General features: G+C 67.8%; 11 protein-coding genes and 4 pseudogenes. 3 read left to right on the forward strand and 12 right to left on the reverse strand.

Annotated features, from left to right (window positions below):
* Positions 1-287: 287 nt before the first annotated feature.
* Positions 288-656, forward strand: a pseudogene (locus OHS33_RS00085) (transposase); the annotation flags it as partial.
* Here OHS33_RS00085 and OHS33_RS00090 read toward each other — a convergent pair.
* Positions 657-1,016 (reverse strand): hypothetical protein, encoded by a 360-nt coding sequence (locus OHS33_RS00090; protein WP_330335344.1) that lies wholly within the window; start codon positions 1,014-1,016, stop codon positions 657-659.
* A 371-nt stretch (positions 1,017-1,387) separates the two neighbouring features.
* On the opposite strand from OHS33_RS00090, the gene OHS33_RS00095 reads away from it, so the two are divergent.
* Positions 1,388-2,319, forward strand: a protein-coding gene (locus OHS33_RS00095) for an IS5 family transposase (RefSeq protein WP_443065168.1) whose coding sequence is annotated in 2 segments (ribosomal slippage) — positions 1,388-1,735 and positions 1,738-2,319 — 930 coding nt in all. Because the reading frame shifts where the segments join, the coding sequence is not laid out codon by codon here.
* 15 nt (positions 2,320-2,334) lie between these two features.
* Here the strand turns inward: OHS33_RS00095 and OHS33_RS00100 are convergent.
* The 9 genes and pseudogenes from OHS33_RS00100 to OHS33_RS00135 all read right to left on the reverse strand — a co-directional run bounded on the left by OHS33_RS00100 (position 2,335) and on the right by OHS33_RS00135 (position 13,148).
* Positions 2,335-2,850, reverse strand: coding sequence for a hypothetical protein (locus OHS33_RS00100; protein ID WP_330328288.1), 516 nt, complete (start codon positions 2,848-2,850; stop codon positions 2,335-2,337).
* Positions 2,851-3,543: pseudogene (locus tag OHS33_RS39730) on the reverse strand (alpha/beta hydrolase family protein); the annotation flags it as partial.
* Positions 3,544-3,831: 288 nt separating this feature from the next.
* Positions 3,832-4,959, reverse strand: a pseudogene (locus OHS33_RS39735) (DPP IV N-terminal domain-containing protein); the annotation flags it as partial.
* Positions 4,956-5,600 (reverse strand): methyltransferase, encoded by a 645-nt coding sequence (locus OHS33_RS00110; protein WP_330328290.1) that lies wholly within the window; start codon positions 5,598-5,600, stop codon positions 4,956-4,958. The pseudogene OHS33_RS39735 and the gene OHS33_RS00110, both read right to left, overlap by 4 nt.
* Before the next feature lie 41 nt (positions 5,601-5,641).
* Positions 5,642-6,667 (reverse strand): guanitoxin biosynthesis L-enduracididine beta-hydroxylase GntD, encoded by a 1,026-nt coding sequence (gene gntD / locus OHS33_RS00115; protein WP_330328291.1) that lies wholly within the window; start codon positions 6,665-6,667, stop codon positions 5,642-5,644.
* A 50-nt stretch (positions 6,668-6,717) separates the two neighbouring features.
* Positions 6,718-8,046, reverse strand: a complete 1,329-nt coding sequence (locus OHS33_RS00120) for a hypothetical protein (RefSeq protein WP_330328292.1) — start codon at positions 8,044-8,046, stop codon at positions 6,718-6,720.
* Complete coding sequence (locus OHS33_RS00125) at positions 8,043-9,179, reverse strand: hypothetical protein (protein WP_330328293.1); 1,137 nt, start codon at positions 9,177-9,179, stop codon at positions 8,043-8,045. Before OHS33_RS00125 ends, OHS33_RS00120 begins: the two co-directional genes overlap by 4 nt.
* A gap of 76 nt (positions 9,180-9,255) precedes the next feature.
* Positions 9,256-11,772, reverse strand: a complete 2,517-nt coding sequence (locus OHS33_RS00130) for a lantibiotic dehydratase (RefSeq protein ID WP_330328294.1) — start codon at positions 11,770-11,772, stop codon at positions 9,256-9,258.
* On the reverse strand, positions 11,769-13,148 hold the full coding sequence (locus OHS33_RS00135; RefSeq protein ID WP_330328295.1) for a DUF6002 family protein: 1,380 nt from the start codon (positions 13,146-13,148) through the stop codon (positions 11,769-11,771). Before OHS33_RS00135 ends, OHS33_RS00130 begins: the two co-directional genes overlap by 4 nt.
* Before the next feature lie 400 nt (positions 13,149-13,548).
* On the opposite strand from OHS33_RS00135, the gene OHS33_RS00140 reads away from it, so the two are divergent.
* On the forward strand, positions 13,549-14,805 hold the full coding sequence (locus OHS33_RS00140) for an MFS transporter (RefSeq protein WP_330328296.1): 1,257 nt from the start codon (positions 13,549-13,551) through the stop codon (positions 14,803-14,805).
* A gap of 340 nt (positions 14,806-15,145) precedes the next feature.
* Here the strand turns inward: OHS33_RS00140 and cas1e are convergent.
* Together cas1e and OHS33_RS00150 are read right to left on the reverse strand one after the other, a co-directional pair.
* Positions 15,146-15,960 (reverse strand): annotated as a pseudogene (gene cas1e / locus OHS33_RS00145) (type I-E CRISPR-associated endonuclease Cas1e); the annotation flags it as partial.
* A gap of 59 nt (positions 15,961-16,019) precedes the next feature.
* Positions 16,020-16,265, reverse strand: coding sequence for a type I-E CRISPR-associated protein Cas6/Cse3/CasE (locus tag OHS33_RS00150; RefSeq protein ID WP_443065169.1), 246 nt, complete (start codon positions 16,263-16,265; stop codon positions 16,020-16,022).
* Positions 16,266-16,749: the final 484 nt, after the last annotated feature.

The raw sequence follows: 16,749 nt of genomic DNA on the forward strand, positions 1-16,749 counted from the left end.
CCGGCTGTTGTCCGCGGACGAAAGCCGGCCCCTCGGGGCTCGGCAGGCGGATGAGGAGGAAGGCATCGCCCGGGCCTCGCTACCGCGCTGCCCACCAGGACGGTGACACGTCGACGGACCAGGTGTAGCCGACCTGATGGCCATGCGGATCAGGTTCGTTCGAGCCATCCGGGGGCGACGAGGACGTGGATGCGGCCACCGGACTCAGGTACGAGGTAGCGGCGCGCATCCTCCGCCTCGTCCTCGAGTCCGCCTGCGTGGCCCGGGTACAGGTTTGACTCAAACTGCGACTTTCACATCGAGTATCGAAGCATGTGCTGAACTGCGGGCGCATCGAGGTGCCCGGGCTGCGGCAACGCGCTGGCGATGCTGCCGCAGCCCAAGGCAGCGGACAACCGCCTCGTCCTGGCGGTCGCCATGACCGACTGGCCGCGGTCGGACGCCCCGTACAGTCCCGAGGGGCTGTTCTGTCACGTCTACGGCCTGAACGGACGCTCCAGCGACCAGTTCATTCCCGGCTGGCCGTACTCGTTGGCGCGGCCCTGGAGACTGGCCGCACCTCGTGGTGCCAGCTGCTGGACGCGGTCCGGCTCAGCCCGAACGACGATGTTGCCGAGGCCACCGCCGTTCGGGTTGGTCGCGTCTTAGCCGACCTGTCAGTCGATGTGCAGGTGTTTGATGTACATGTAGGGAGCGTCGCCCGCCTGCCCCTTGGTGAAGTACACCCGCTGCTCCACGCCGTTGGCGTCGTTGTAGCTGAACCAGCCGGTGTTCGGCCCGGCGCCCCAGGGGCCCGGCTTCCACATGGGCAGCGTCATCGGATAGTCGAGGTCACCGTGGCCCTTGAAACAGGTGGTGCCGCTGAACGGGGCGACGAAGTAGAACTGCGTGCCGTTGGCCTCGCAGGTGGCCCGCTGCAGGGTACTCGTCGCGGCACCCGACGGAGCGGTACCGAGCACGAGCGTGGCGCACGCCGCGGCGGCGACGGCCCCGCCCTTGGCGATGGACAGGCGCATGAAGGACTCCTCACTATGATCCGGTACTTACCGGATCAGTCTGGCCACGCCGCCACTGCCCCGAACGCCCCCGGACAGCAAGCTGCCAGCGCGGAACCGCCCCCGTCCTGGACTGGGGAACCAGGACGGGGGCGGTTGGCAGGAGACGGACACTCAGCCTCGGTCCAGCCGCCGCTCCCGTGGTCGGGCCTTGACCCTGGGTTTTGGACACCGGAGACACTTGGATCTTGATGGTCCAGGAGAACGGAGTCCCTGTGGGGATGAAGCATTACCCCGCCGAGTTCAAGGCAGACGCGGTCGCGTTGTACCGCTCTAGGCACTGTTTCTCGGATCTCCTGACGCGGGTGTGATGTTGGGGTCAGGCTGGCCGTATGGGTCGTGGAGATCTGACGAACGCGGAGTGGGATCGGCTGGAGTCGTTCCTGCCTCGTGGTGGTGCGCGTGGGGGCCGGTGGAGTGATCACCGTCGGGTGATCAACGGGGTGCTCTATCGGGTGCGGACGGGTGTGCAGTGGCGGGATCTCCCGGAGCGCTTCGGGCCTTGGGAGACGGCTTATAAGCGGCATCGCCGCTGGTCAGCGGATGGAACATGGAAGATGCTGCTGTCTCGCGTCCAGGCGGCCGAGGACGCTGTGGGCCAGATCGACTGGGACGTGTCGGTGGACTCGACAGCGGTGCGAGCCCACCAGCACGCCGCCGGCGCGAGGAAGACACCGCCCACCGCGATCCCTCAAAAGGGGAGTCTGCAGGGGACGAACCGGGTCGATCCGGTGTTGCAGAAACTGGCCGTCCGGCTGGCGGAGGTGGTCAGATCGGCGAATGCCTGGGACGCTCCCGAGGCGGCTTCACCACCAAAATCCACCTCGCCGCCGATGGACGGTGCCGGCCCCTCGCCCTCGTCCTGACGCCGGGCCACTACGGTGACGGCCCCCAACTCGATCGCATACTTGAGCAGATATCGGTGCCCCGGACCGGAGTGGGCCGGCCCCGCACCCGACCCGACCATGTCCTCGCGGACAAGGCCTACACGTCCCGAAAGAACCGCCGCTACCTGCGACGACGCGGAATCCGGCACACCATCCCCGAACGCCTCGACCAGCAAAGACACCGCAAGAACCGCGGGTCCCGAGGCGGCCGGCCCACCGGCTTCGACAGCGAGCACTACAAGAAACGCAACACCGTCGAGCGAGCCATCAACCGGCTGAAGGGCTTCCGCGCGGTCGCCACCCGCTACGAGAAACGCGCCTACATCTACCTCGGCACCATCACCCTCGCCGCCCTCATCATCTGGCTCCGAACATGATCCGAGAAACAGTGCCTAGGCCTCCCAGCCGAAGGCGTCGGGACGGATCAGGAGCGCCGCCGGTCGGCGCAGGTGGGTGAGGGTGTCTCGGGCCCGGGCCAGCTGTTCCGCCGCATGCTCTGCGGCGAAGGTCTCGTGCGCGATGCCGAGTGCATCCAGGATAGGAAGTGTGGCCCTGCCCATGGGGAGGTTCTCGGCGGTGGTGTCCAGCCCGGTCCCCCGCAGGCTGATGACGAGGAGGATTGGCATCTGGTACGGGACGATCAGGGACGCCAGGGCGTTCACCGACTGGCCGAGTCCGGAATTCTGCATCAACGCCACCGGCATTCGTCCGGCGAGTGCCGAACCTGCCGCGAGGCCGACGGCGTTGTCCTCCCTCGATACCGTGACGAGGTCGCCCCGCGACTCGAGTTCGGTCAGCAGGGGGGCGAGGATTCCGCACGGTGTCGCGAAGAAGGGGCCGAAAGCGTTCCCGGTAAGTTCCCTGGTCATGGCTGAGACGGCATCGACCGCGACGGCTGGGGTCGTCATTCAGTTCACCTTTCTCGTCATGGTGTTGTCCCGGAACAGCGCGTCCTTGAGGAACTGAACCTGGAGCCGTAGGAGGTTCCGTTGCACGTCCGGATCCTCGACCATGTGCGAGGTGCCGGGCAGGGGCAGGACGGTGTGGGGCCGGCCGGCCCGCAAGAGCGCTTCCGATAGGCGGTAGGTGTGGGCACTGACCACGTTGTCGTCGGTCGTCCCGTGTATGAGCATGAGTGGCCGGGTCAGCTTCGGCGCGTCGTTGATCAGGGACGACCGCGCGTAGGAGTCGGGATGGTCGGCCGGGTGTCCGAGGTGTCGCTCGCGCCAGTGCGTGTCGTAGAGAGCCTGATCTGTGACCGGGGCGCCCGCCACGGCTGCGTGGAACACGTCGGGGCGGCGCAGCACAGCCAGCGCCGCCAGGTATCCGCCGAAGGACCAGCCGCGGATTGCCACCCGGTTCAGGTCGAGGCACGGCAGGGCGGCGGCCGCACCGCGGAGCCCGTCGACCTGGTCCTGGAGGACGGGTGAGGCGATGTCCCGGTGGATGGTCCGCTCCCAGGCAGGGCCGCGCCCCGGGGTGCCGCGGCCGTCCACGATGACGACGGCGAACCCTTGTTCCGCCAGCCACTGGGGCAGCAGGTACGCGTCGAACTCCTCGGTGACGCGCTGGAGATAGGGGCCGCCGTACGGGTCCATGAGGACAGGGAACGCGGTGGTGCTGTCCGCCTCGGTCGGCAGCACGACAGCGACGCGCAACTCGCGCTCGCCGACGGTCAGCAGCCGGACGTTCGGGGTAAGAACCGGTCGTTCCGCCAGGGAGCGGATGTCCCGTTCGTGGCCGGAACGATCGCGCACGGTGGCTGTCCAGCCGGCGCGGTCCATGGTGCGGCCGTGGACCACCAGCGTGCCGCCACCGGCGGCGCCGTTCCAGACCCCGGCTGCTCGGGTCTCGCGCCGGGCCCCTCTGTCAGGGTTCCAGCTCCACAGTTGAGTCTGGGTCGGCTCGCGGGACGCGCGGAAGAAGACCGTCGCTCCGTCGGTGCCGACCACTTCCCGTACCTGGAGTCCGGTCGGTGTCACGACGTCCCCGTCGATCAGCAGCCGACGGCTGCCCTCGCGGTCGCCTACCCAGATGAGCTGTCCGGAAGGGGTCCGCGATGGGATTCCCCTCACCACTGGGACCCAGCAGGAGTCGGATTCCTCGTGCAGCACCCGAGCACTGCCGGAGGCGGGATCCACTGCCAGCACGCGCATCCGGCGCTGGCTGCGGTCTTGGACGACGACGAGCGGCTCGCCCGCCGACCATTCGACGTTCACGACGTACTCGAATTCCTCGCGGTCCCACCGCACGGGAACGAGGGCACCGCCTGGTCCGACGAACCACAGGGAGACATCGGCGTTCGTCGTCCCGGCCGCCGGATAGGCGATCTCCCGTGGCGGCACGGCGGGTTGCGTTGGATCGGCGAGGTACCAGCGCTGCACCGCGGCCGTATCGACGCGCGCGACCAGCAGACTTTCGCTGTCCGGCGACCACCAGAAGCCCCGCGTTCGCTCCATCGACTCGGCGGCCACGTGCTCCGCCACGCCGTAGGCGACGTCCCGGTTCTCGGGGGCGACGAGGAGCATGTCGCCGGAACCGTCGGCGCGGACCATACGGAGCGCCCCGTTGTCGATGTAGGCGATCCGGGTCCCGTCGGGCGACAGCCTCGGGTCGAACGCGGGTGGAAGGCCGTCGAGGAAGCGGGTGCGCCCCGAGTCGACTCGGACCGTGCCGATCCTGCCGTTGACGGAGAACACTGCTGAGGTCACCGCCGCGTCGGTGGCGAAGGAGGTGATGCCTCGGGAGCGCTGGCGCGTGCGCTCGCGCATCCACTCCTCGGCCGTGAGGGCTTCGCCGTCGTCGGACGGGAAGACCGCGGAGGGATCGGCGAGCAGAGACTCCCCGCCGGTCGTCGCGGACAGCCGCCACAAGCAGGAGACGGGGTCGGTGCCACTCCGGGAGCGCAGGAAGAGGACCTTGCCCCCGTCCGGCGACACCGTGAAGGACGTCGGCACGCCCAGCTGGAATCGCCGGGTGCGCAGGAACTGTTCGAGGAACCGTTCAGCAAGGCTCATCCGGCGTGCTCCGGCAGCCTGGACCACAGGAAGTAGTAGTCCTCGAACCCGGGCCCGCACTCGAAGGCGCCCACAATCTCGAGACCGGATTCCTTGACCATCGGAGTGAAGTCTCCCGGAGTGGAGAACCGGTGGTTCTCCTGGATCACGACGGACCCGCCGGGACGCAGGAAACGAGGAGCATCTGCGTAGAAGTTGCGGTGGATCCCCCAGTCCTCGTCCTGCCAGATCAGGGGTGAATGAGCGTGCTGATACTCCGAGGCCGGTGCCGCCGCGTTGACGTGCGGAGGGTTGCCGACCATCAAGTCCCAGCGGCTGTCCGCCGGCACCCCGGAGAACCCGGCGGACAGGTGGAAGCGGACCCGGTCCGCGAGATCGTTCTCACGCGCTGTCCGTTCCACCGCGGCTCGGGCCGCCGGGTTCACGTCACCGAGGTGCAGAGCGTCGCAGCAACCGGCGGCCAGTAGCGAGAAGCCGATGAATCCCGGCCCCGCGCACCACTCGAAGAGGTTCTCCACCCGTCCGAAGTGCTCCTCGACGAAGGGAACGTAGGCGCGCCCGAAGGTATTGCCGCCACCGTCGAGTTCCGCCGTGTAGGACACCGCGATCGATCCGTACTGCGCCTGCGAGTAACTGGTCATGGACGTCTCCGTCGTGGGGGGGGTGGTCAGGGAGAAGGGGCTCAGTAGATGACGCGTTCGTGTGCGGCGAGGCGCGCATCGCGTGATTTGCGGAGGTCGCGGGCGATGTTGACGCGCTTCAGCCAGCGATCTGTCCCGTCGTAGCGGGCGGTAAAGGGGCGACGTCCGTGGACGGCCTTGAAGTTGTCAATGAAGATTAATTGGCCGGGTTCGAGGACGACCGTGCGCATGCGTGCCTCGACTTCCGCGCAGAAGGCCGCCATGGCGCGGCGGGCCGCGTCGTCGTCGATCGGGGCGATGTAGTAAGGGTGTACGCAGACGTAGGGGTCGGCGGGATCGCCGGACAGGATGGGAATCGGCTCCGGGGCCTCGAGCATGCGGCGGATGCGCTGGTAACTGCGCTCCTGGAGCGCGGCGACCGGTGAACCGGGCCGCTGTTCGGCGCGGTTCTCGGGCCGGTGCGCGTCGTCGGGGATCAGGGGGAAGTGCGCGCCGGCCAGGAGCACCCGCATTCCCTCGTCCAGCGAGAGGTCTTCGATTCCGACATAGGTCGTCTCGGCGGCGTCCGGGTTGCGCAAGCACATCAGGCCGACGTAATCAGCCCGGTAGGGATGGAAGGCGTCCTCGGTGTGCCACTCGAGCGGGGTGATGCTCCCCGTCCCCAACTGCCCGATCTCATGGCCCTTGATCGGCATGATGTCGTGCAGGATGCGCCCGTCCTGCTGAGTCGCCCAGGCGATGGGATCGCCCAGGAGCTGCCCGCAGAGCAGGAAGAACAATTCCTCCTCGAGCGTCGGCGAGGCGGCCAGGAGCGTGTTCCAGTGGTCGGGGGTGCAGCCGATCCTGTCGTCGTCAACGGGGAAGCCGTCGACGACACACGCGGCGGCCGGTTCCCGGAGGCGGAACTCGTTGAGCGCGGCCCGAAGGTTCCTCGGCAGCTCCTGGGCGAGCACCGGGGCGTCTGCGAGGAATTCCTCCGAGTCGACCGACGGGTAGCGTCGCGCCAGGTCTCCCACGAAGCGCCGGGCATGAGCCGCATCTTGTGGAGAGATGGTGATGAGATACATCGAGCAACTCCTTCGGAGAGACCGCCGTCGCGTGTCGGGCGGCCCTGGAATCAGCGGCGAGCCAGAGCCACCGAGGGAAGGGCGCCGTGGCCGTGAATGCTGACCACGCCGTGTCCCCCCGGCGGTAGATAACGGACCATGCAGCCACCCGGCTTGCCGTCGAACACATAGGGGCTGAAGACTGGCAGGACGTCCGCCTCGTACGTGTCGCCGTCCGCGTCGGCGAACTCCATGGGACACGCGACAGGTACCACGTACTGCTGGACGATGTGGTCCTCGTGCGCCGCGGCCCGGGTCACCGTCCGACGCCACAGCTCCGCGTCGCAGTCGCGGCCGACGAGGACGTCCTGTGCCTTCATGCCGACGGCGGGCTTCAGGACGAACTCCTCCGGGCGGTCGAGCAACAATTCGGGAAGCACGTAAGAGGATCCCTGCCACCGCGTGGCGCGGTCGCTCACCACACGGGTCCAGGGCAGGTACCGGTCGACGATGTCGCGGTCTTGCTCCGTCATCCAGGGCCGGCCCTCGGAGACCCAGCCCAGCACCTTCTTGTTGGAAATCAGATAGGCGGTCTGGGTGGAGATGAGAGTGCACCCCGCGTCGAGCGCGGTGCGGACGGGGGCCAGGTCGATTCCGTGACCACGCCACTCCGGGATGGTGAAGTGGCGTAGACCCACTTCGTAGCGGGGTCGGCCGGGCAGGCCGAGGCCCTCCAGGAGGTCCTCCGGTTCGAAGAACTCGGCTTTCATGCCCCGGTTCCGGAGCGAGTCGACCTGAACGTCGTAGTAGCGGGTGGTCCTGCTGCCGTTCAGGTCTCGGGCAGTACCGACGATGGCGACGGCCGGTGCGACACCGAGCTCCCGCACCGCGCGCACGAAGATCTCGTCCCGGACGGCGAGCGGGTCGGGCCCGGTGAACGGTGCCAGTTCGGGCCCGCCGTACGCCGCGGTCCACGCCGCGGAGTTCAACGCGGTGTCGACCACGCCGCCGATGCCAGCCCCGATGTTGAACTCGACGAACTTCGGCCCGGTGGCGTCTACCATGACATCGGGGCGGGCTATGCATGTGGCGAAGGCCTCCTCGACCTCGCCGTCGATGAAGAGCGGGTACAGGTGCTCGTCGGCGCCGAGCGCGGCGATGCGGCCGGCCGAGGCCGGCGCGGATTCCAGGAGTGTCCTGCGCAGCAGCCGGAGCAGTGCCGATGCCGCCGTGAACAGCTCGCCGTAGGACTGCTGGGAGAGCACCACAGGTCGCAGGGACGCGGGATCCATCGGGAACGCGATGTCGTCCATGGCCCGGGTAAGGCCCTCCACGAGGGCGGGGACCGCGACGCGCGAGCCGGTCGGCAGGGGGTCGGTTGCGTACCACTGAGTGGTCATGGGCGCGTCCTTCGGTTGAGATGTGCGGCGGAACGTGGGGCGAGGAACTCATCCAGGTTGACCTCGCGCACACGGGAGACACCGGGCGACTTCGCCGAGTAGTCCAGCTGGGGCGGCCGGGCAGAATCGTGGAAGTACACCGCCTCCAACGACCTGTCGGCCGCCTCTGCGAGCAGCGGGTTGGCGACCAGGAAGTCCCGTACGGCGGGTGTGTCGCGTCGGACCTGAAGCCAGAGCCGCTTCTCCCCGAAGTGGTTCGGCGGGAGGATCACCTCAGTCGCGAACCGGCGCTTCCACTGGTAGGTGCCCTTGCTCAGGAAGGGCTCGGTGCCTTGGAAGTCGACCCGGCGGACACCGTTGTGCGCGGCCCAGTCGATCAGGAAGTGGTAGATGGCCTTGAAGGCACCGCTGTCGTAGTGCTGCTTGGCGCCGTCGACCACGCCGAGCAGACGGAGGGTCAGCACACAGGACTCGGGGTCCCAGTGGCACAGGGCGCCGCCGATGCGTTCACCGTCCTGGGACAGACTGAACATCCGACCGCCGCGGAAGAGGCACTCGTAGGAGACCTCCCTACTCTCGGTTCGTTCGCGTTCGCCATGACGTTCGCGCATGGTCGGGCGGTACAGGCGGTCGTAGAAGAAGTCGAACCAGGCCGGTTCGGTTTCGACGGCCCAGGTCCAGTCATGGATCCGCATGTCACGGTTGAACTGCGAGCGTTCGCGCTTGGAGATCCTCTGCCGGATTAGGTCGGGAGCCTCGTCGGTGGCGACGACGAAGTGGACGCGCATCGGCACAATCAGGGAGGCCTGCCTCGGCAACCGCCGCGCCTGTTTGGCGCCGGTGCCCACGATGACGATGTCGGCGTCTGGCAGGGCGGCCGGTGACCTGAGGGTCTTCCCCGTGAGCTTGGCGGCGGTGCGGCGGGCGCTCTCGCCGTCCTCCGACTCTCGGCGTAGTTCGGTGAATTCCAAGGTGTAGGCGAGCCCTTCGGCGAGGCCTGCGTACGTGACGGACAATCCGCCCAGTTCCGAGCGGATCGCGGGGAACACCGCTCCGCCGCGGATGTCCACGGCGGTGCGCAGCCGGGTCACGATCGGATGGCCGCTGTTGCGCCAGTGGTAGCCGGCGTGCATGCGCAGCCTGTGGGGCAGGGGAGAGCGGGGTGGGGGAATGACGCGCACAGCGGCTCAGTCCTCGTGGGTCGGTCGATCAGTGTCGTGGGCTCGAGAAGGCGGCGTAGCGCAGCTCGGATGTGTAGTGGCCACGAGGGTCCGCCACCCACAAGTGCTCGGGGCCCGGCAGCATCTCGGAGAGGTCTATGGGTTCCGAGGACAGCGCGGCCATCCGGGTGAGCTGCCGGACCAGGAGCGGACTCTCCAGATCGCAGTAGAGGGGCTTCGTCTCCCCGGGGACCTTGGCATACATGTGCCGGGTAAGGCACCGCTCCTCGCGGACCTGCTGGACCTTCAGGAACGCGTCGCGTCTATGGCGGGCCGACAGCTCCTCGGCGGGTACCCGCCAGTGCTCCCTCTGCAGCACGACGGAGTCCAGCGTGATCCGGGGCAGGTGCGGATGACGGGATCCGGGGAGCAGCCTCCCTCCCTGGTGCCGGGCGAAGCCGAAGGGCACGAAGGGGTTCTGGCGGACGCCCAGCCAGGCGTACGGCAGCGCGGCCATGCGCTGGAACCTGCCGGTCTCCGGGTTCCGCAGCCTCAGAGTGCCCTCCGCCGCCATCACCCGCAGGTCGGCCAGGACCAGGACCCGTTCGCGGGGCAGCGGCGATCGCCCGATGGCCTCGATCTCCACGGTGTCCAATGCCGTGCGGATGTAGGACTTGTTCCGGTGGGCGAGCGTCACAGAGGCGAGGTCTTCGTCCTCGGCGAGGAGCCGGCGGTACGCGCCGGTGACCGCCGAGGTGAAGCCGGGATACCGCTCGTCGAGCACCGGGCCGAACAGGCCGTGGCTCAACGACTCCTCATTGGCATGGAGTTCGCTGATCACGAGAGAGAAGTCGCCGGACGCCAGGTGTGCGTGGGACGCGGCCGCGATCATGAGGTCGGGATTGCACAGGACCGGGCTGCCGTCCCCGATCGCCGCCACCAGCCGCCGCACGGTCGTGGCCTCCACCGATACGGCCGAGGCGTCATACGAGCCCGACGGGATCAGCGCCGTCTCGATCCGGTCGAGCAACGCGGCCTCATGGGCGTCGATCTCCGCGTAGTCGGCAACCAGTCCGTCTGAGTCCTCGATGAACGCGGTGAGGTACTCGTGGATGCCCACCTCCATCCGCCCGGGGAACCGCTTCGCGTACCATGAGTTGAGCAGCCGGGATTCGGCGGCGTACCGCTGTTGAGGCACGGCCATAGTGAGCTCGTAGGCGAGCGGCAGGACTTCCTCGATATGGTCGGTCAGCGGCTTGCCGATGGACAGGTCGGCATAGCGACCCGAACAGTCCTCGTGGAGCACCGACCGGTCTCCGTAGAACCTTCCGCTGCCGCGTTCGGCAGGGACACCGGTGTAGGCCTCGAAACTCTGCTTGAGTGAGTCGAGTGCGCTTCGACGGTCCGCAGTCGTGCTGTCAGCAGCACCGAACTCGGCAAGCCGGTGCTGTGCCTCCAGCAGCAGACCGCGCCAGGCGTTGGCCTCCTGGTCGCCCTCGTACGCCGCGAGTTCGGCCAGCGGATCGGCCGATCCGTACGGGAGTTCCGGCCCCACCACGATCGCGCCCAGCCGTTCGAGGCGGAGCAAGCTCTCCCGGACGTCGCCCGACGGGTGCTCGCCGGGCGCGGCCAGCGGGGCCAGTTCCGAGATCCGGGCCACTGTCCGGGCGCCGTCGCACAGCGCGAGCACAGCCTGGTCGTAGGGGCCGAGCTCGACCGGGGGGCGTACCTGGGTCGCGTCCCTGATATCCCGTACCCGTGCGGTGGAGTCAATGGCCAACACCTGGAGGACGCCGTGCGAGAGCAGGGCGCCGGGTGCCCTCCGGGGACGGCACTGCGCGACGACCCGAGGGTCATCGCGCATGGCGGTGGCGATCGCCTCGCCCGCCCAGCGCGACAGCAGCGGGAGCCGGGTCAGGCGGACGGGCTCGGCGGTGACTCCCAGAGAGTCGGAGGCGAAGGTGCCGAGGGCGTACGGCCCGAGGTGGGAGGTGGTGTCGTTCTTCGCGCAAGCCCGCTGGAGATGGCGGACCAGGGTGTCGACCCTGGACCGGTCGTCCTTGTGCCAGCGCCATTCGGGCTGCCTGGTCTTCTCGACCCACCGGCTGAGTACGGGTTCGGAGCTCTCGTTGGACACCAGCAGCGCGTCCCGCAGGTCCGCGTTTGTCTGGAAGAGCCCGACCAGGCGATCCGATGTCCTGAGCTCCTCGGTCGGGTAGAGCTCGAGGAACTCCTGCTCGGCCCGGACCTCGTCGTCAAGGAGAGCGGTGAACCGGTCCCCCATCGTCCTGATCCCGGTCTGGGCGACTTCGGACATGATCTGCGGGGCCGGGCACTTCCGTTTCCGAATCGCTCGCAGGACGGCGCCGTCCGCGCGGGAGCGGGCGATCGACAACACCTCCGAGGAGTGGGACGCGGCCACGGTCCGCTCGATCTCGTCTCGCAACAGGACGAGCCGGCGGGCCGCGTCAGCCGTCGCGACGGACGACAGCCGTTCCAGGAGCTCGAACGGGAACCCGGACATGCGCAGGGCGAAATAGGGCAGCGTCACCCAGTCGTCGTTCATGCCTCGGCAGCCTTGAACACGACGTCCCGCAGCATGTCGCCGTCGTGCACGGTGTGCAGCGCCGCCGGTGCCAGCGGGGTGAAGTCGTCGACGCCATAGCACCCCGAGCCGTGCACCAGGACGTCGTCCTCGGCAACGAGGCCGCGGTCGATGGCGTTGAGCAGCCCGGTCACCGCCATGACCAACGACCACTCTCGAAGGGCCCGGGGATCCGCCGGCACTGTCACACCACCCTGGCGCAGGAGCGCCCGGCTCTGTGCGTACCGCGTGAGGCACTCGTGCAGGGAAACGACGATGCCTCCGCCACCCTGGGTGCGGATCAGCTCGTTCATCCGGGCCGACGTGGGCGGCTTGCGGGTGTAGAACGTGGTGTCGAGGACTTCGTCCGGGTCCAGGGTGGTGGAGGGGAACCTCGGGTCCTCGTGCTGGACGAAAAGCCCGAGCCGGTCGTCATGGTGGTACGTGGGCAGGAGGTCCCGGTCCGTGCCCCCGCGGTAGAGGCTCAACACCATGTCGGGGGTGCCGAGGTGCTGAACCAGGAGGTAGTGGGGCTCGGGCAGCTCCTTGCGCCGGGACTCGTCCAGCAGCTCATGCCCTCGCGCGTGCCCCAGCAGGCCGTAGGCGCTCGAGACGGCATGGACGTGCAAGCGCGACGTGGTGGCGGGGAACAGCTCGGCCTCAGCGAAGGCGCGCATGACGTCGGCGGCCATGTAGTTGTCGAGGTCGAGCGTGTACCAGAGGTTGACTCCCGTGGCGTCCTTGAGCGGTGCGGCGTAATGGTCGACCACGTGACGGGCCAATGCCTTCACATCGGACGGCTCTGCACCCGGGAACACCGCGACCGGGTTCCGTGCCTGGAGTTCGGGATCGTCATTCAGCCGGGACGCCCAGAGCTTCGGCGTCGAGCTCCGGGGGACGACGGCCGAAACGCTCAGCTGCTCCGGTGTGACGAGCCCCGCTTCCACGGCGCGCAGCACCGCGTCGCGCATGGCAGTGGCCTTGTTGGCGGACGACGGCGTCAGGATCATGACCCGCTCACCGGTGTCCTGGATGAACCGGACGGCCCGGGCGACCGTCACCAAAGAGGCGAGCGTCTTCGTCGTACGGGTGCCGGGGTTCTGCGCCAGGTTGAGCAGCGAAAGATGCTTCCCCTTGTACTCGCCAAGTCGTGAGAACGCTAGTCCGGAAACGGAGAAGAAATCGCGTACCCGGGGGGTCAATTCTGGGAGAAGCGTTCCCGGATTGAATTCACTCGATGCTTTGTCGCTTCGACTGAGCAGCAGATTCAGTGTTGCGGAGAGTTGTGGGTAGTAGTGCTCGGCGGCGTTCGCCAGGCCGATATCTTCGGGGGCCTCCCGTAATGGCGTGACCTGCACTTGTTGCTCCCCGTTCGAATGTGTACCGGTTGATCGGCGCAATTCGAACACACGTCCAGGTGGTGATCAAGAGGAATCCCCATGATGGCCGGATCGAATCGGTGGCATCCTTCGATCTGATCGAATCCGTGTAGGGCGTAACCGAGTTGGGACGCGAACGATCGCTGGCGGAGTGTTGGCGCCACTCGTCCGGTGAGGTTCATAGATTCGGCCACTGGCACACCGGCCGGATCCGCAGAGATGACCGAAAGCCATCGCCGCCGCCGGATCGGATCCCTGGTCGACCAGGCGGCAAATCCGACCCGGGAAGTGGTTGAGCACGTCACGGCGTAGCGGACCCTTGACAAGGGTGCGTCCGATGTGCCTAGAAACTCTCATGACTTCACCGAATTCGGAGGGCGTGAGCCTCGACGAGAGGCCTCGCCCGCTGCGCTACGTCCGCAACTTCCGCCTTTTTTGGCTTTCTCGTATCCTATCCGGGGCAGGATCGGCCGTCGCGTACGTCGCCATGCCCGTCCTGGTGTACGAGAAGACACATTCCCCGCTGCTGGTGTCCTTCGTGGCGGCCGGCGAGGCCATGCCGTACGTCTTTTTCGGACTGTTGGCCGGAGCGCTCGCCGACCGGCTGGACCGGCGCCGCATCATGGTGGCTGCCGATCTCGCGAACAGCGTGTGCCTGACGAGTGTCCCGCTGGCGGCGGCCACCCACTCGTTGACCACGGTCCACATCGTGGCCGTTGCCTTCGTGTCGTCGACGCTCTACGTCTTCTTCGACGCAGCCGGGTACGGAGTGGTGCCCGCTGTGGTTGGGCGGGAGCGCCTCGCCCAGGCCAACAGCCTGATCTGGGGCGGGGAAACAACGGTACGGATCATCGGCACGGCCATGGCAGGCTTACTCATCGGCGTGTTGGGCACCACCGGCGCACTCGCCCTTCAATCGGTCACCTTCCTCATCTCCGCGCTTCTGGTCGGTGCCATGGCCATGCCGACCGGTGTTCGCACGGCTCCGTCCGAGAACCTTCGGATCCTGGAGTCGATCAAGGAGGGGGTGCAGTTCTTGTGGCGGCAGCCGGCCCTCCGGATCATGACGGTATGCGGATGTCTGCAGTCCTTCGCAGGCGGCGCGTTCCTGGGACAACTCGTTATCTTCGCCGATCGCGATCTCGGCCTGGTGGAGTCCGATTCCCGGATCGGACTGCTCTTCACCGCCTGGAGCGTCGGTGGCGTCCTGGGCTCGATCGCCCTTCCCCGCCTGCTCCGGAAGGTCGACGCGATGCACGTGATGCGGGTCGCGCTACCGGCCAGCGCGGGTCTCGGACTGCTGACCACGACGATGGACGACTGGCGCTTCGCGCTGCCGACCATCACGGCGTGGGGTACGGTCTACCTGATGATCATCGTGAACACGGTGACCTACGCCCAGTCCGTAACTCCCGAACCCCTCCAGGGCAGGGTGAACGCCACCCGTCGCATGCTGTCCTCCGGGATCGGAGCCCCTGGCGGCGCGATGATGGCAGGGTTCGTCACCGCCGCCTTCAGCGTCCGTTCGGGGCTGCTGATGGCCGTCGCCGCGGTCGGCCTGGCGGCGGTGTTCGCCTGGTCGATGCGTCCCACATCGGGGGACGGCCCGGACGCCCGGACCGCCCCGTCCCGGTGACGGCAGCGCCCGGGCGGACTGAGCCGGGCATGCTCGTCGGCCCCCTCGGCTGCTGACCGGCTTCGGCGAAAAGCGGCCTGGGCGATCCCGGAGGCCCCGAACCTTCTGACCAGCCCGTTCGCTCCCCCTGAAGCACACCTTGGGGCTGCTGACGATCCAAATCGCGAGGGGCGGAATGGACGCACTACTGCAGTGAGGGACTCTGCCGGGGATCTTGGGATTCTCGGGTGGATCAGTGTGATCGACGGGCATGCCCGGCTCGGAAGTGAAGACCACACGTCGTTTCCGGGGTGTCCCGAGTCCCTGCACCCCCGCTCTGGTGAGTCTCCTCCGAGGCCGGCGAGTTCGGGTTCAGGAGGGACTGGACGTCGCGCACGATGCGGGGCAGCAGCCGAAGAAGCCGGAGGTCCTCGCGGAATTTTCGGCGGGCGTCCCGTTCCGGGTCCGGGGAGTCGTGGAGGGAGAAGGCCAGTGGGAGGGTCGTCTGCGCTTTGTAGAGGTCGGCGATGTCGTAGACGAAGGCGTGCTGTGTTCCCGCGTGGACGAAGCCGAGCGCTGGTGAACAGCCCAGCGCGAGGAGGGCCGCGTGCACGATTCCGTACATACACGTGTTGGTTGCCGAGAGCGCGAGGTTGACCGGGTCCTGTTCGTGCCACTGGTCGGGGTGGTAGTTGCGGCGGAAGCGGCCGATGCCGTGCTGCTGGGCAAGGAGGCGGTACAGGGCCTTCATCCGCTGCCCTTCCATGCCGCGGAGCTGGCCAAGATCCGCTCCTGCCGGAACCTCGTCGCCGAAGCGCATCTTGTACATGCGTACGGCGACCGGTAGGCGGCGCTCAGGATCGGAGAAGGCATGGACCTGGTGTTCGAGCCAGGTGGTGGTGAGGGAATCCGGTAGCACCGACGCGTAGGGCGGACGCCTCCCGCCCCGGTCACCACGACGCTGGTTCCATGGCGGGCGAGCGTCGCCAACGCGCGTGTGGCGATGGAGACTCCGGGGCCCAGCAGGAGGCAGGACAGCGCGGCAGTCGGGATGCAGACCAGGTCGGTGCAGTTCTCGTCCACGCGGATCTGCGCGCATACCCCGGTGTCGTCCTGCACGACGCGGACCATATCGAGATAGAGGAAGGACAAGGAGTCGGCCACGCGCGATAGCATGGCGAGTGTCGGGGCGGCAAGACGCCGACGGGCCTGGCCGCTCTCGCCTGAAGAGGCCGTCATGCTGCGGCTGCCGGGACCAGTGTCAGCAGCCCGGCACCGTAGGGCTTGCCGCGGCCGATGCCGGACAGCACCGCGGCCATGAGGGCCTGCGGGTCCGTGCCCGTCGCCGTGCCGTCGTAGCGGACCAGACTGTGGCGCAGAGATTGAAGAGAGCAGACCGCGGCGATGCCGAGTTCCTTGCGGGTCCGGTGGGTGAACTCGCAGACGACCGACTCGCGCCCCAGGGGGCGAGGCTGTGGCACACCTCGGGGCTTTCGCAAATCACCGGCCATCACGCCGCGACGCCGATGAGGTGTCCTGCTGGCATCGCACACCCGCCTAAATCGGGAAGTTCCCGATATTTTCCCCGTCGGGGCCGCTGGCCCGGTGGTCGGAAGTCTGTCGCACCGGCGCGGCCCCGTGACGGGCGTGCATGAGGTGCGGCGATGGGCTCATGCCTCGACGGCCGCATGGCCGACTTTCAGGTCGGCCAGTTCGCGCAAGCAGGGCGATCTGTCGTGTGAGAAGCGGTTCGCGGTTCGCTTCGGGCGATGGTGAGTTTCGTCGACGAGGCCAGCGAGACAGTCCAGCAGGCCCGGACGTCGCGTCACTTCTCCGATCCGCCCGACAGCGATCAGGCCGTCGAGGACGTCGACGACGAACTGGGACGAGGGGCATGGTTTCGAACTCGTCTCGTGAGTCGTCGTTCAGCACCGTGTGTGCGTGTCAGGTGACGGATGCTCAGCG

The sequence above is a fragment of the Streptomyces sp. NBC_00536 genome, from assembly GCF_036346295.1.
Lineage (GTDB): Bacteria > Actinomycetota > Actinomycetes > Streptomycetales > Streptomycetaceae > Streptomyces.

What these genes read in the sequence shown, in the direction of transcription:
- OHS33_RS00125 (WP_330328293.1), bottom strand. Translation starts at nt 9,179, where the DNA reads ATGCACGCCGGCTACCACTGGCGCAACAGCGGCCATCCGATCGTGACC.
- OHS33_RS00100 (WP_330328288.1), bottom strand. Translation starts at nt 2,850, where the DNA reads ATGACGACCCCAGCCGTCGCGGTCGATGCCGTCTCAGCCATGACCAGG.
- OHS33_RS00130 (WP_330328294.1), bottom strand. Translation starts at nt 11,772, where the DNA reads ATGAACGACGACTGGGTGACGCTGCCCTATTTCGCCCTGCGCATGTCC.
- OHS33_RS00090 (WP_330335344.1), bottom strand. Translation starts at nt 1,016, where the DNA reads ATGCGCCTGTCCATCGCCAAGGGCGGGGCCGTCGCCGCCGCGGCGTGC.
- OHS33_RS00120 (WP_330328292.1), bottom strand. Translation starts at nt 8,046, where the DNA reads ATGACCACTCAGTGGTACGCAACCGACCCCCTGCCGACCGGCTCGCGC.
- gntD (WP_330328291.1), bottom strand. Translation starts at nt 6,667, where the DNA reads ATGTATCTCATCACCATCTCTCCACAAGATGCGGCTCATGCCCGGCGC.
- OHS33_RS00110 (WP_330328290.1), bottom strand. Translation starts at nt 5,600, where the DNA reads ATGACCAGTTACTCGCAGGCGCAGTACGGATCGATCGCGGTGTCCTAC.